This is a genomic window from Nonomuraea harbinensis (genome assembly GCF_019396385.1).
GTDB classification, from domain to species: domain Bacteria; phylum Actinomycetota; class Actinomycetes; order Streptosporangiales; family Streptosporangiaceae; genus Nonomuraea; species Nonomuraea ferruginea.
This window is the reverse complement of record NZ_JAHKRN010000059.1, coordinates 1-14,913: the sequence shown is the minus strand read 5'-3', so window position 1 is coordinate 14,913 and position 14,913 is coordinate 1. Positions and strand designations below refer to the sequence as shown.

13 protein-coding genes and 1 pseudogene are annotated in these 14,913 nt (G+C 70.9%); 9 read left to right on the top strand and 5 right to left on the bottom strand.

Features of this window, described 5'->3' with window-relative positions:
• Positions 1–90 precede the first annotated feature (90 nt).
• From KME79_RS38190 to KME79_RS38180, 3 genes are read right to left on the bottom strand one after another with little or no spacing between them, the layout of a single operon-like run.
• Positions 91–231 carry a hypothetical protein gene (locus KME79_RS38190; protein WP_219550429.1) on the bottom strand — a complete coding sequence of 47 codons (141 nt, stop codon included), beginning with the start codon at positions 229–231 and terminating at the stop codon, positions 91–93.
• Between the two features lie 28 nt (positions 232–259).
• Complete coding sequence (locus KME79_RS38185) at positions 260–1,267, bottom strand: sugar phosphate isomerase/epimerase family protein (RefSeq protein WP_219550427.1); 1,008 nt, start codon at positions 1,265–1,267, stop codon at positions 260–262.
• Between the two features lie 15 nt (positions 1,268–1,282).
• Positions 1,283–1,453, bottom strand: coding sequence for a hypothetical protein (locus KME79_RS38180; protein WP_219550424.1), 171 nt, complete (start codon positions 1,451–1,453; stop codon positions 1,283–1,285).
• Between the two features lie 657 nt (positions 1,454–2,110).
• On the opposite strand from KME79_RS38180, the gene KME79_RS38175 reads away from it, so the two are divergent.
• The 9 genes from KME79_RS38175 (at position 2,111) to KME79_RS38135 (ending at position 13,150) form a co-directional block, all read left to right on the top strand.
• Positions 2,111–3,388, top strand: coding sequence for an ROK family transcriptional regulator (locus KME79_RS38175; RefSeq protein ID WP_219550422.1), 1,278 nt, complete (start codon positions 2,111–2,113; stop codon positions 3,386–3,388).
• A gap of 212 nt (positions 3,389–3,600) precedes the next feature.
• Entirely contained in the window at positions 3,601–8,508 is a 4,908-nt protein-coding gene (locus KME79_RS38170) for a ThuA domain-containing protein (RefSeq protein WP_219550420.1), read from the top strand.
• Between the two features lie 112 nt (positions 8,509–8,620).
• Entirely contained in the window at positions 8,621–9,256 is a 636-nt protein-coding gene (locus tag KME79_RS38165) for a hypothetical protein (protein WP_148032959.1), read from the top strand.
• Between the two features lie 131 nt (positions 9,257–9,387).
• On the top strand, positions 9,388–10,413 hold the full coding sequence (locus KME79_RS38160; RefSeq protein ID WP_219550418.1) for a COG1470 family protein: 1,026 nt from the start codon (positions 9,388–9,390) through the stop codon (positions 10,411–10,413).
• Positions 10,410–11,126: a hypothetical protein gene (locus KME79_RS38155; protein WP_219550416.1), complete on the top strand. Its 717-nt coding sequence runs from the start codon at positions 10,410–10,412 to the stop codon at positions 11,124–11,126. Before KME79_RS38160 ends, KME79_RS38155 begins: the two co-directional genes overlap by 4 nt.
• Positions 11,123–11,716 (top strand): hypothetical protein, encoded by a 594-nt coding sequence (locus KME79_RS38150; protein WP_219550414.1) that lies wholly within the window; start codon positions 11,123–11,125, stop codon positions 11,714–11,716. The genes KME79_RS38155 and KME79_RS38150 overlap by 4 nt, the downstream gene beginning before the upstream one ends.
• Before the next feature lie 170 nt (positions 11,717–11,886).
• Positions 11,887–12,255 carry an rRNA adenine N-6-methyltransferase family protein gene (locus KME79_RS38145; protein WP_504739489.1) on the top strand — a complete coding sequence of 123 codons (369 nt, stop codon included), beginning with the start codon at positions 11,887–11,889 and terminating at the stop codon, positions 12,253–12,255.
• A gap of 461 nt (positions 12,256–12,716) precedes the next feature.
• The gene (locus tag KME79_RS38140) at positions 12,717–12,911 is read left to right on the top strand and encodes a hypothetical protein (RefSeq protein ID WP_219550412.1); all 195 of its coding nucleotides are present in this window, start codon (positions 12,717–12,719) and stop codon (positions 12,909–12,911) included.
• A complete protein-coding gene (locus KME79_RS38135) occupies positions 12,881–13,150 on the top strand; it encodes a hypothetical protein (protein WP_219550410.1) in 270 nt (89 codons plus the stop codon). Before KME79_RS38140 ends, KME79_RS38135 begins: the two co-directional genes overlap by 31 nt.
• Here KME79_RS38135 and KME79_RS47585 read toward each other — a convergent pair.
• Together KME79_RS47585 and KME79_RS38125 are read right to left on the bottom strand one after the other, a co-directional pair.
• A pseudogene (locus KME79_RS47585) lies at positions 13,095–13,577 on the bottom strand (RHS repeat-associated core domain-containing protein); the annotation flags it as partial. The gene KME79_RS38135 and the pseudogene KME79_RS47585 sit on opposite strands and share 56 nt — an antisense overlap.
• 132 nt (positions 13,578–13,709) lie before the next feature.
• Positions 13,710–14,201, bottom strand: a complete 492-nt coding sequence (locus KME79_RS38125; protein WP_219550408.1) for a hypothetical protein — start codon at positions 14,199–14,201, stop codon at positions 13,710–13,712.
• Positions 14,202–14,913: the final 712 nt, after the last annotated feature.

Sequence of the window (14,913 nt, the reverse complement as noted above, 5' to 3'; positions counted from 1 at the left end):
GAGCCCTCTATTCTCAGGCATGGCGCGCGGCCGCATGCCCACCCGGCCGGCCAAGGCGCAAAAGCCATAATGGTCACCGTGCTATTTCGCTCATGACGTATGGATGCCCGAAAATCGGCCGCAGAGGTCGAAGGAGGCGGAGATTCCGGTCTTGCGGCCATCCACTCGCGCGTCGAGCAGCATCTGCACGGGAACGGAGAGCGTGCGGATCTCCGCCGGGGCGGCGGCCATCTGCGGCCGTCGCCCCGGCGGAACGGCGTCACTCTGAGGAGAAGGCGGCGTCGAAGGCGGCGGCCGGCGGGGTGATGGCGTTGAGCGAGCGGATGTAGGCGAGGGATTCCGGCGCGCCGTGCAGCCGGTCCATGCCCGCGTCCTCCCACTCGATGGAGATCGGGCCGTCATAGCCGATGTGGTTGAGCGCCCGGAAGCACGCCTCCCACGGCACGTCGCCCCGGCCGGTGGACACGAAGTCCCAGCCGCGCCCGGGGTCGGCCCAGGCCAGGTGGGAGGACAGGCGGCCGCGCCGTCCGTCGCGGGTGGCGACGCGGGCGTCCTTGCAGTCCACGTGGTAGACGCGGTCGGCGAAGTCGAGGATGAAGTTCGCCGGGTCCAGGTCCTGCCACACCATGTGTGAGGGGTCCCAGTTCAGGCCGAAGGCCGGCCGGTGCCCGATGGCCTCCAGCGTGCGCACCGTGGTGTGGTAGTCGTAGGCGATCTCGCTGGGGTGCACCTCGTGGGCGAAGCGCACGCCGACCTCGTCGAAGACGTCGAGGATCGGGTTCCAGCGGTCGGCGAAGTCGGCGTACCCCGCCTCGATCATGGACGGGGGCACCGGTGGGAACATCGCCAGCGTGTGCCAGATCGACGAGCCGGTGAAGCCGACGACGGTGTCGACGCCGAGCGCGCGGGCGGCCCTGGCGGTGTTCTTCATCTCCTCGGCGGCGCGCTGCCGCACGCCTTCCGGCTCGCCGTCGCCCCAGATGCGGGCGGGCAGGATGCCCTTGTGGCGCTCGTCGATGGGGTGGTCGCAGACGGCCTGGCCGACGAGGTGGTTGGAGATCGTCCACACGCCGAGGTTGTACTTGGCCAGGGTCTCCTTCCTGCGTTCGACGTAGGAGTCGTCCGCGACGGCCTTGTCGACCTCGAAGTGGTCGCCCCAGCAGGCGATCTCCAGGCCGTCGTAGCCCCATTCGGAAGCCAGCCGGCAGACCTCCTCGAACGGCAGGTCCGCCCACTGCCCGGTGAACAACGTGATCGGTCTCGTCATGAATCCTCCACATCGTCAAGCGGCTGCCTCAGCCGCGCTCTGCTCGACGGCCGCCAGTTCGGTGGGGCCGTGCCCCGCCCGCCTGGCGGCACCGGTTGGCACCGCCGCGATGGCACCGAGGTCGGCGTCGACGGTGCCGCTGCGGCTCTGGCTGCCGATCAGGCGGGCGGGGACGTTCTGGGGCACAAGGGCACGGAAGGCCCGGTGGGTGGGGACACAGCGGCGTCCGTCCGCCGGACAGCACGCGCCGTGGCCGCAGCACGCGGAAGGTGCGGAACAGCGATCAGGCGGGTGGAACGTGCGGGGGACGGAGGCGGGTCAGGGCGAGCGGACCGTCGGGGTTCTTCCGATGACTCCGACGGCCGGAGACGTTCGGACGGAGTTGACGACGCCACCGACGCCCACCTCGGCGGTGAGGCAGGCCAGGTCGAGGATGCCCGTTCGACCCGGTCGCGACGGTGACGGCCGGCCGGGAGCACGGGATGTTCGCGCTCACATGACGCGGCACGAGGACGCGGTCGGGGTGCACGGTGACCTGGTCCGCGGGTCCGTCGCGACTCGCCGAGTCGGTCGCGTGGCGATCGGCCGGGTTGTGGTCCACGCTCCTCCTCGATCAGTGCGGATGGCTCACCGAATTAAAGGTGCCGACCTCTGAGGGCACAAGGGGGAAACCGGTTGCAATTTAGGTAACGTTCCGGTAACTGGCGCCGGAGTGGTCGCTGAAATGCGGCGATTTCGGCGATGCCAACTCGTTACGAATGTGAGGGGTGCGCATTCGTGCATCCCCGTGTTACAACTGCCATTAATTGATCTCAAAGATAAACAAAGGGGCGGGTGGTACCCATGACGTACAAGCCGCCCAACGGTGCTTCGGGCGGCGCTCCGCCGGCGGGTCTCGCCGCGCTGCGCCGGGCCAACCTCTCCCTGGTGCTGCGCGAGCTGCGCGACCACAAGTCCCTGTCCCGCGCCCACATCGCCGAGGCGACCGGGCTGCACCGGGCCACCGTGTCCAACCTCATGGCCGAGCTCCTCGAACGGCGTCTGGTACGCGAGGTCGGCGTCGAGCACGTCGGCGCGGTCGGCCGCCCCAGACGGGCGGTCGCGCTGCACGGCGCGCACGTCGGCGCCCTCGGCATGGAGATCAACGTCGACTACATCGCGGTCCACGGCACCGACCTCAGCGGCCGGATCCTGGTCGAGCGCCGGGTCGCCTACGACGCCATGGGCAGCGGCCCCGACAGCGCCGTGCGCCGGCTCGGGCTCGTGGCCGAGGAGGCCGTGGAGGCCATGCGGCGGGCCGGAGCGTCGCCCGCCGGCATCGTGGTGGCGGTCCCCGGGCTCGTGGACGTGGTGCGCGGCGTCGTGACGCTCGCGCCGAACCTCTACTGGCACGACCTGCCGCTGGCCGACCAGCTGAGCTCCCTGCTGAGCCCGCTGCGCGTGCCCGTGCGGGTGGACAACGACGCGAACCTCGCCGCGCTGGCCGAATACACCTCCGGCGTCGCCGCCGGCACTCCGTACCTGGTGTACCTCACCGGAGAGGTCGGGGTCGGCGGCGGCATCATCCTGGGCGGCGAGCTCCTGCGCGGCGCGGACGGATTCTCCGGCGAGGTCGGGCATCTGCAGGTGGACCCGAACGGCGCCCAGTGCGGCTGCGGCCGCATCGGGTGCTGGGAGACCAAGGTCGGCCTGGCCGCGCTCGTCCGCGCGGCCATGCCCGAGCAGGCCTACGGGCTGCCCGGCATGCCGGTGCCCGACCCCGGCGAGCGGGTGGCCGACCTCGCCAGGGGCCTGGCCTCCGGCGACCGGCGCATGACGACGGCGGTGGCGCAGGTCGGCGAGTGGCTCGGGCTCGGCGGCTCGATCCTGGCCAACCTGTTCAACCCGCGCGTGATCGTCATCGGCGGCTACTTCGCCTCGCTGGCGCAGTGGCTGCTGCCGCACGCGCAGGACCAGCTGCAACGGCTCGTGGTGGCCGCTCCCGCCGCCCAGTGCCGGTTCGTCGCCTCCACTCTCGGCTTCGGCGCCGCCTCTCGCGGCGCCGCCAGCATGGTGGTCAGCGACATCATCGACGACCCGACGACGATCATGGATTCATCGCCCCGGCCGGTACCTCACTGACGGCCCCACACGCCTGGAGACGGCACCCTCCAGCACCCCGCACCATCCGCTACCCACCCAGTGGCAACAGCGCGGCGGCGCGCGCCTTTGCCTGACGTCCCCCCGGTCAGGAAGGGTTTTCCATGTCACCACGTCATCGAACGTGGGCCAGGCTGCTCAACGCGGTCCTGCCAGCACGCGGACGACGCCCGAGGCGCCGGACCGCGACGACGATGGCCCTGGCCCTCGTCGCCCCCTTCGTCACCCTCCTCGCGGCGCCCGTGAGCGCCGAGGCCGCCACGGCGGCCGAGCCCGCGTTCAAGGTGCTCGTCTTCTCGAAGACGACAGGCTTCCGGCACGACTCGATCCCCGAGGGCATCGCGGCCGTGCAGCAACTCGGCCAGGAGAACAACTTCGAGGTCGACACCACCGAGGACAGCGCGCTGTTCACGGACCAGAACCTGGCCCAGTACCAGGCCGTGGTCTTCATGTCCACGACCGGTGACCCGCTGGGCACGCAGGACCAGAAGGACGCCTTCCAGCGCTACATCCAGAACGGCGGCGGCTTCGTCGGCGTCCACGCCGCCGCGGACAGCGGCTACGACTGGGAGTGGTACGGCGGGCTGGTCGGGGCGTACTTCAAGTCGCACCCGGCGATCCAGCAGGCCACGGTCAAGGTCGAGGACCCGGCGCACCCGTCCACGAAGGACCTGCCGGTGACCTGGACCCGTACCGACGAGTGGTACGACTACCAGGCCAACCCGCGCGCCGACGTCCACGTGCTGACGTCGATGGACGAGAAGTCCTACACCGGCGCCACGATGGGCGCCGACCACCCGAACACCTGGTGCCACGACTACGACGGCGGCCGTTCCTGGTACACCGGGCTCGGCCATCTCAAGGAGAACTACAGCGAGCCCAACTTCCTGAAGCTGCTCCTCGGCGGCATCCAGACCGCCGCCGGCGCGGTCAGGGCCGACTGCTCGGCCTCGCAGAGCAGCAGCTTCGAGAAGGTCACGCTCGACGACAACACCTCGAACCCGATGATGGTGGACGTCGCCAAGGACGGCCGGGTCTTCTACATCGACCGGCTCGGCGACGTCAAGATCATCAAGCCGTCCGGCGGCACGGTGACGGCGGCGCAGCTGGACGTCTTCACCGCCAACGAGAGCGGCCTGCTCGGGCTCACGCTCGACCCCGGCTTCGACACCAACCACTGGGTGTACCTGTTCTACTCGCCCACCGGGGAGAACGTCGACCGGCTGAGCAGGTTCACCGTCACCGGCGACACCCTGGACCTGGAGAGCGAGACGCGGATCCTCGACGTCCCGGTCCAGCGGGCCGAGTGCTGCCACCACGGCGGCGGCATGGTGATGGACCCCAGGACCGGCGATCTGTGGCTGGGCACGGGAGACAACACCAACCCGTTCGCCTCCGACGGCTACACGCCGATCGACGAGCGGTCCGGCCGTGCCAGCTGGGACGCCCAGCGCACCTCGGGCAACACCAACAGCCTGAGCGGCAAGCTGCTGCGGATCCACCCCGAGCCCGACGGCACCTACACCATCCCGTCCGGCAACCTCTTCCCGCCGGGCACGGAGGACACCAAGCCGGAGATCTACGGCATGGGCTTCCGCAATCCGTTCCGCATCGGCCTGGACCCGAAGACGGGCCACGTCATGCTCGGCGAGTACGGCCCCGACGCCGGTTCGGCGAGCGCCACCCGGGGCCCGCAGAACACGGTGGAGTGGAACATCGTCTCCGAGCCGGGCAACTACGGCTGGCCCTACTGCGTCGGCGGCAACACCCCGTACATCGACTACGACTTCGCCACCCAGCAGTCGGGGGCGGCGTTCAACTGCACCGCGCCGGTCAACGACTCGCCGAACAACGACGGTCTCACCAACCTGCCCACGATGGTGCCCGCGACGGTCTGGTACCACTACGCGGCCGACCCGCAGAACTTCCCGGAGCTGAGGGGCGGCGCGCCGATGGGCGGCCCGGTCTACCGCGCCGACCCGGACCTGGAGTCGGACGTGAAGTGGCCGGCGTACTGGGACGGCAAGGCCGTGTTCGGCGAGTGGAACAACGACCAGGTGTGGTCGTTCCAGCTCGACGAGAGCGGCGCCGAGCTCGTGGAGATGAACCGCATCCTCGGCTCCCTGTCGTTCAAGAAGCCGATGGACATGAAGTTCGGCCCCGACGGCGCGCTGTACATGATCGAGTGGGGCTCCGGCTTCGGCGGCGACAACGCCGACTCCGGCATCTACCGGATCGAGTACATCAAGGGCACCCGCCCGCCGATCGCCCGCGCCACGGCGGACAAGACGGACGGGCCGCTGCCGCTGGCCGTCACGTTCTCCAGCGAGGGCAGCCGGGACCCGGACGGCGAGCCGCTCACGTTCGCGTGGGACCTCGACGGCGACGGCGACACCGACTCCACCGACCCCAACCCCTCCTACACCTACGAGGAGGGCGGCGACTACAACGTGGTCCTGACCGTCACGACCCCCGGCGGCAAGACCGCCACCGCCAGTGTCGCGATCAGCGCGGGCAACACCCGTCCCACCGTCACGGTGGACCTCCCGCCGAACGGCGCCTTCTTCGAGTTCGGCGACCAGGTGAAGTTCAAGGTGACCGCCACCGACCCCGAGGACGGCACGATCGACTGCGACAAGGTGCAGATCCAGGCGATCCTCGGTCACGAGAGCCACGGCCACCCGCTCGACCAGCACACGGGCTGTGAGGGCACCCTGCAGACCCAGCAGGCCGGCCACGGCGAGTACGACAACCTCTTCTACGTGATCGAGGCCAGCTACACCGACGAGGGGGCCAACGGCGCGAAGCCCCTGACCGGGCGGGGCGAGACGCTCCTGCAGCCCAAGCGCAAGCAGGCCGAGCACTTCACGCGGACCGGCCGGGTGGCCGACGGCGTGGGCACCGACACCGCGGGTGTCCAGGCCGAGACCACGAGCGACCCGCAGGGCGGCAATCAGCACATCGGGTTCGTCCAGGACGGCGACTGGTGGTCGTTCGACCCGGTGAACCTGTCGAACCTCACCGCGATCCGGTTACGCGCCGCCTCGGGCGGCGCCGGCGGCACCGTCCAGGTCAGGGCGGGCGACCCCGAGACCGGCACGCTGATCGGCTCGGCCGAGGTGACACCCACCGGCGGCTGGCAGACGTTCACCGACGTCACGCTCGACGTGACCGGCCCGCCGGCGGAGAGCGGACCGCTGTACTTCGTCGTGCGCAAGCCGGCGAGCGCGGCGAACGACGCCTACCTGGCGAACTTCAACTGGGTCGACTTCGTCGGCAAGGGCGCCACGGACAACCAGCGTCCTGTCGTGACCGCGACGGCCACGCCGGTGACGGGCGTCGCGCCGCTGACGGTCGACTTCGAGGCGACGGCCAGCGACCCGGAAGGGGACCCGATCACGTACAAGTGGAACTTCGGCGTGAACGGCGCGCCGGAGCCCACCACGGCCGAGGCGAGCCACACCTACACCGCGCCGGGCACCTACACGGCCGTGGTGACCGTGTCCGACGACAAGGGCGCGTCGGCCACCGCGGAGGTCCAGGTCAAGGTGGACGCGCCGGCCGTGGTGTGCTTCACCGGACGTTCCGACGACTTCCTGGGCGACCAGCTCGACCGGGACCGCTGGTCGGTCGTCAGGGAGAACCAGGACCTCAGGGTCGCCGACGGCAAGCTGGTGATCCCGACCTCGACCACCGACATCTACAGCACGGGCGGCAACACGCCGAACATCGTGGTGCAGCCGGCTCCGCCGGGCGCCTGGACCGCCACCGCCAAGCTCACGCTGGACGCGCGGGACGCGTACCAGCAGGCGGGTCTGATCATCTACGGCGACGACGACAACTACGCCAAGATGGTGCTGCAGGCGCGCTCCACCTCGGGTCCGAACCACGCCGACCGCATCTTCCAGTTCATCCGGGAGGAGAACGGCAGCCCCAACGAGGTGTCGCAGAGCAATACGGCCACTCTCGGGGACGCCTACCCCGACACGGTGTACGTGCGGTTCATCAGCGACGGGACGAACATCACCGCCCACTACTCCGCCGACGGCACCACGTACACCGCGATGCCGCAGACCAAGCCGCTCGCCGGGATCACCGACCCGAAGATCGGCCTGATCTCGCTGGCGGGGGCCGACCACCCGGTGGTGGACGCGTCCTTCGACTGGTTCCACATCACGCCGGACGACAGTGCGACCGGGCCGGACCCGGACGACGAGTTCGACGGCACCGCGCTCGACGCCTGCCGCTGGACCGCGATCGTGCGCCCCGACGCCACGGCGATGCGCGTGAGCGACGGCAAGCTGGAGCTCGACACCACGACCGGTGACATCTACGGGACCGACAACACCGGCCCGAAAAACCTCATCCTGCAGCCGGCCCCGAGCGGCGACTGGACGCTGGAGACCAAGGTGGACGCCTCGGCCCTCAACGAGCAGTACCAGCAGGGCGGCCTCATGGTGTACACCGGCGACGACGACTACGTGAAGCTCGACTTCCTCACCACCAACGCGGCCGGGTCGACAGTGGCGCGGAGCATCGAGCTGCGCAGCGAGGCCGGCGGGACCGTGCAGAGCCCGCAGCCACAGGTGAACAACCTCACCACCGGCATCTGGTGGCTGCGGCTCAAGAAGGAGGGCGACACCTACTCCGGGTCCTACTCCGCCGACGGCGAGACCTGGACGGAACTGTCCGCCGCGGTGCAGAACAGCGCGGTGGCCACCGGCGCCAAGGTCGGCGTGTACACGATCGGCACCAACCAGTCGGCGTCGAAGAAGGTCACGTTCGACTACTTCCGCCTCACCAAGGCGGCGGCCGTCGACCTGGCGGTCTCCGCCTCGTCCCGCTGCATCGGCACCTCGGCGTACGTGGCGGTCACGGCCGTCAACGGCTCCGACGTGCCGGTGACGGTGACGCTGACCACCCCGTTCGGCTCGAAGACCGTGGCCGACGTGACCCCGGGCAAGCAGGCGTACCAGTCCTTCAACAGCCGGGCCGGGCAGATCGACGCCGGCACGGTGACCGTGAAGGGAGTCGCGACGATCGGCGGCGAGCAGGTCACCTCGTCGTACGACGCCGACTACCCGGCGCTCAGCTGCCGCTGACCGCACCGGCGGTGACCACTGTCCGCGCGACCGTGGTCACCGCCCCCAGCAGAACCGGGGCCGGCCGGCCGATCGGCCGGCCGGCCCCGCCCCCCAGCGATGGAGCGAAGACATGAGAATCAACAGGACCACGCAACTGCTCGCCGCGGCGGTGCTCGGCGTCGCGCTCGCGGGCGTCGGCATGGCTGGTCCCGCGGTGGCGGACGACGACCCCGAGCAGGGCATCGACGTCACGGTGACGATCGAGCCCGGCACCACTCCGGGCCAGGTGTCCATGACCGTCGCCGACAACGGCGGCGTGTCCCTTCAGGAGGACGGCTCCAACGCCGCCGCCCGCCAGTTCGTCGGCACCCTGCCGACGGTCACGGTGAACGACACCCGCCGGCCCGAGGAGATCCCTGCCGGCGACTTCTGGGCGGTTGTCGGCCAGGCCGGCGAGTTCACCGCGACGAGCGGCTCCACGCCGCCCATCGGCTCGCAGTACCTGGGCTGGCGGCCGCGCCTGCTGACCGACTCCTCCTCCGGGGCGGTGGAGGCCGGTGAGCCCGTCTCCAGTGTCATCTCCGACGGCTCGGGAGCGCCGGCCGTCGGTCTGCAGGGCCAGGAACTGCTGGTGTCGACGGCGAACTCCGCCGACGAGATCGGCACCTGGCAGGTCAACGCCGACCTCACGCTGCGCACCCCCGCCGACGTCACCGCCGGCGAGTACCACTCGACCCTCACGCTTTCCCTGTTCAACCAGTCCTGAACGGCAACCGGTCCCGAACGTTCACCTGCTCCTGAACCGGAGGCAGGACGCCATCGTCCGCTCCGGCCGTCCGGGGCCCGCGCCCGCCCGGCGCGGGCGCCGGACGGCCACGACGAGACTGGAGACCTCTGTTGACCGCAAGCCGCCCGCGAGGCGTTTTTGCCCGCCTCGCCGTCCTCCCCGCTCTCGGCGTCGCGCTGCTGGCCGCCATGGTGGCGTTCGCCACCCCGTCCGGCGCCGACACCACCTGGTCGGTCGTGCCGGCCAGCGCCGACGGTCCCGACGGCCGCAGCGTCATCGACCTCGAACTCGCCGGCGGCCGGCAGGTCGTCGAGCACGTGGCGGTCATCAACCGCTCCACCGAGCCGGTGGACTTCGCGATCGACGCCAACGACGGCTACCTGACCTCCAAGGGCTATTTCGACATGCGGCCCTCCGACGCCGAGCCCACCGACGGCGGTGCCTGGATCACGGTCCCCGAGAGGGTGACCATCGCCGCCGGGGCCACGTCCGTCGTTCCCGTGACGGTGTCGATCCCCCGGAACGCGACGCCGGGGGACCACCCCGCGGGCGTGACCGCGTCCCTGGAGACGGTCTCCGGCCAGGTACGGGTCCAGAACCGGGTGGGCGTCCGCCTGAACATCCGCGTCACCGGCGACTACGTGGCCAAGGTGGCCGTGACCGGCGTGCGGGCCGAGTACGCCGGCTCGTGGAACCCGTTCGCCGCAGGATCCGTCGAGGTGACCTACACCGTGGCCAACGAAGGCAACGTCCGGCTGGTCACGGACAACCACGTGCTGACGTCCACGCTCGCGGGGGAGAGCGGCTGGAACGACCCGTCCGCGGCCAGGGCCAGGGAGCTCATGCCGGGCGGCAGCCGCACGTTCGTCGCGCGGGTGCCCGGCGCGTGGCCGCTGGGACCCATCGGCGCGACCGTCATGGCGGTCCCCTCGCCCGCGGGCGAGCCGCTTCCCGGCGTCGCCGCCCAGCGGGCGGCGGTCGGCACCACGGTGTGGGCGCTGCCCTGGCCGCAGCTCGGCTCCCTCGCCCTTCTCGTCCTCGCCTTCTTCGCCATCCGGCTGAACGCCGCCAGGCGCCGCAGGCGCATCGAGAAGCTGATCATGCTCGCCCGCCAGGAAGCGTCCCAGGAGGCGTGAGCGCCCTCGGCAACCGCTCCCAGGAGGTGGCCACCATCAACCGACCCAGGCGACCGGCCCCGCCCCGGCCCGCGACGCGGGGCCGCGTGCTCGCCCTCGCGTTCGCGTTCGCGTTCGCGCTCGGCGCGCTCGTCGCCGGCGGCGTGGTGTTCGGCGTGACCCGGCCGAGCTCGATCGAGCAGGCGGCCGACCGGCTCCGCGCCGAGTCCGCGCTGCGCGACCGGACACAGATCAGGACCCTGACGGAGCTGGCCCGCGGCACGCGGACCCGGCTCCTCCCCGTGCTCGACGGGCTCGCCCTGGCCCTGCCCGGCGACGGCCCCGCGGGACCTGTCGCGGTGACCGCCGCCGACGTCGAGAAGTGGCGGCAGGCCGCCGCCGCGGCCGTCCAGGGCTTCGCCGACCCGCCGTCCGGCGAGACCGCCACCAACGTGGCGCGGTCGAGTCTCGCCTCCGCCGCGCGGCAGTTCGCCACGACCGTCGACACCTACACGATGGCGCGGGACCTCACAGGACCGGCCCGCGCCGCCGCCCTCGACCTGGCCGCACGGCAACGCGCCGACGCGCTCTTCACCTGGTCGATCGGGGCCACCGCCCTCGACGCCGTGAACATCGACGCCGGCTACGGCCACCAGCACGTGTTCCTGCCCACATCACCCGGCGAAGGGGCGCTCACCCCCGACACCGAACCCGAGGGGAGCCACCAACCGTGAAAAAGGCACCGGCCTACGTCCTCACCGTGCTGCTGGCCGGGCTCGCGCTGGTGCTCGGCGCACCGGCAGCCGCGGCCCACGGCGGGCCGATCAAGCTGGAGGTGACAGGAGACGGCGCCGACAACGTCAACGTGCTGGTGACATACAAGAAGGACGGCCATCCCGTCACGGAGATCGTCGCGGCGACGCTGAAGGCGACCTCGGCCGACGGCCGGTCCTTCGGGCCGGTGCCGCTCAGGTCGGCGCCGGAGGGCCAGAACCTCTACCACTCCGCCGAGCCGCTGCCGAGCGGGGAGTGGCGGGTCACCGTGACCGCGACCGAACCGTCCAAGGCGAAGACGACGGTGCGGGTGAAGGCGGGCGTGGTCGCCGCCACGCCCGCTGTCGAGGCCCTTCCCGCATCGGACCAGACGAGCCAGGCGACGGCGCCCGCGCGGAACGGGGCCGCCGCGGCGACGACCGCGGGGGACGACGACGGCGCGACGGGAACTCCCCTCAAGATAGGCGTCATCGTCCTCGCGGCGCTGGCCGCCGTCGCGGCCTGGATCGTCTTCGCCCGGCGCCACACCCGCGCGGGCGCTGGACACTGACAGACCTCGCTGACCGGTCGCGGCCGTGCGGTTCAGCCCGGGCAGGGCGGGGTGAACGAGACGTACCGGGGAGCGGGCACGCTCGCCCGATCACTTCGCCTGCTCGCGTCCGGCCAGGTCCGCTGAGGTGAAGCCCGCTCTGGTGACGCCGGCAGGCAGGGATCGGTCTCGTGGAGGGCGTGCTGGTGCCCGGTGGCCGCTCAGGAGGGGGCCGCGTGACCGTGCGGTCGTGGCCATGGTTCCACTGGCGGCTCGGCCCCACGGTGAACCGGAGGTCCTTCCGGCCGGTACCGTCGGTCGACTCGGCGATCCTGCGGATCGAGCGTAGGCCCGAACCTTTGGTGCGCGGCCGCCGCACCTACCAGGAACTGGTCGAGCCGGGCTTCAGCGGGCTCGGCGGCTCGGTGCGCGCCTCGCTGAGGATGCGTCACCGAGGAGTGGACGCCGCTCTGGCGGCGGCCGGCGTGTCTCGTGACGCCGTCGTCGGATACGTTCACCCAGACCAGTGGATCGCGCTGTGGCAGCGCCTGTACTGGTGACCCGCCCTGAATCCTCGGCGCGGTAGCTCTCCGGCGACATCTCCAGCGACATCGCCAGCGACATCGCCCTTAAGCGGAAGCGATCGCTGTGGCAGCAGACCGGCAAACGCTGTCACATGTCGTCGACATAACCGCCGATGCCGGTGCGTGCCCGAGAGGCCTTCCGCCGGGCGAGTCTCCGGCTGATCATGATCGCGGCCACGGCAGCGCGATGAGAGCCTGATCCACAAGGTCAATCCGAAACCCCATGGGTGCACAATCGGTCGATTGCGCCCCCACGACCAGATCCAATCGGGCCGCGTTCCGCCACCCGCGGAACTGGTACGCCGATCCCATGGGATCCGATTCAGGCTTCCGCCTCCCCTTTTCGCCCCCTAGGGTGGTCGCGGACACCCACCAGCCACACTCCGCCGCCCCTGGGCAGGGGGACACGATGACCCTGCGCAAGCAGACCGACTGGAATGGCCCCGGAGATCGCCTACACCACGGCGGAGTTCGCCTGGTACGAGGCGCGGGTTGCGCGCGTCGCGTTCCTCGACCATGCCGTCCAGGACCGGCTCTACGCCTTGTATCACCTGGTGGCGTTCCGGGGCTGCGGCGCGGGGAGGCGTGCGGTGCGCGGTGGGTGGACGGCGAGCTGGAGGAAGGCGTTCTGACGGTCGCTGAGCAACTGTCCAACGTCGGTGGCCGGGTGGAGGAGGGGAAACCGAAGTCGCGGGCATCGGAGGCGGCCGTCGCGCTGGATTCGGGAACGCTGGCTGTACTGCGGGCGCATCGCCGGCGCCAACTGGCGGAGAAGCCGGCGTGGAGCGGCTCGTGGAAGGAGACCGGCCGCATCTTCACGCAGGAGGACGGTTCGGCGTTGACCCCGGACTGGGTGTCGGAGCACTGTTGAAGAGGTCGCCCAAGAAGCTGGGGCTGTCGTAGGGCTGCTGCGGCCGGAGGGTCCGCGGCGTGGTGGGCCTCGCGCTGGAGCGGGGGGCCGCGCCGCTCCTGTGGCGGCTTCCCGGCGACCAGCCGCAGGCCCGGGGGACGAGATAGCACGGCGGAGGGGCCGGCCCGATGACCTTGTAGCCCTTCTTGGTGGGAACACGGATGATTCCGTCGCCGTTGGAGCAATCCATGTCTCCGTTGACCCTCCAGCACAGTACGCCGTCAGGGTCGACGTTGGTGACCGGGCTGCTGTTGGCGTAGGTGTAGCCGTTCATCTGCTGCTGGTCGGCCAGATCCAGGACCGGGTCGACGGAGAGGAACCTGCCGGTGTCCGGGTCGTATTCGCGCACACCGAGCTGTACGAGACCGCCTGGGTCCTTCGTGCCGCCGACGAAGCCCTTCCCCCCCGGGCCAGGCGACCGCGTCGCCCCGCTCGGTGCCGAAGGGAGTCAGCCGGCGGACCCGGCTCTGCTGCGTGTCGGCGTCGATCGCGACCCGGGCGGTGCCCTGATGGTCCTCCGTCAGGTACGTGACGCCGGCCGGGGTGCGGAGCGCGACCGTCCTGCCCGCGTGGGTGTAGTGGCGTCGCAGTCGGAGGTCGTGGCCTGCGTCCATGCCTCGGTGAGCCGGCGTAGCGCGTCGTAGGAGAAGCACTGGGTGTCCGTTCCGTCCCGCGAGACGTCGGCGATGGAGCGGATGTTCCCGGCATCGTCATAGCGGTAGGTGGCGTCCCGGTCGCTGCCGCTGACGTTCTCCTTCACCGTACGGGAGGTCGCGAGCCGCCGGGTCGCCCACTCGTAGGTGAAGGTCTGCCAGGCGTGTTTCCCCGCCGTCGCGCCGAACTCGAGCATCATGAGCTTGCCGGTGGCCGTGTAGTCGGTGGCGCCCACGTGGGCGCCGAGATCGCCGGTCAGGCGGACAGGCCGCGGGAAGTCGTCGTAGGTGAGGACGAGGTTCTCCGCCGCCAGGCCGCCGGCCGCGGGCAGTCCTTGCCCTGTCGCGCCCCAGAACACCCTGGTAGACGGCGCTGTCCTCGTCCAGGACCGGCTCGGGTAACGTGCCAGGCCACGACAGCGACAGTTCGCGGCCCGCCCTGGACATCCGCACCAGCGGCTCCTGCCCGCCGCCGGACAGCCACAGCCCGACAGTGGTCGCGGCCGGGACGATTCCGGAACCGTCCCGCCTCAGCGTGGTGTCGATGCCGACCCACTGGCCGTCGTGGCGGGTGCGCACCGGCCGCAGGTGCTCGGTCACCTCCAACCGCCCATTGGGCAGGACCCTGACCGTGCGGTGCTCGCCCCGCTGTGACAGCACCTCCACCGGCCGTCCCGACTTCCGCGCCAGCATGACGGCGGCGTCGTCGGTCACCGCCGTGTCGGCGGGCGGCTCCTTGGGTGGTTCCGTGACCGCGGCCGCACCCGCCTCGGACCCGCCCATGCTCAGGCCCGCCAGCACGGCGAGAACCGCCATGCCCTGGGCCATAACGCGCCTTAATCGGCCTATGCCGCCGAGCATCACCAGCATCGCGACCCGCTCTCCACACCCGTCCTGATGATCAGAAACTGAACGGGGCGTGATCGTTCGGCCATGAGGCGCTGGATTGAATCTTGACTACAACCATCGCGGTAGTCACCGCCGGGAAGTCAACCTACGGTGTACGCCCGGGCATCGGTGGTGCTTCGTGTTCCATCAGTCGAGCTCGGGCGCGAGGTCCCCAGCCTCGGG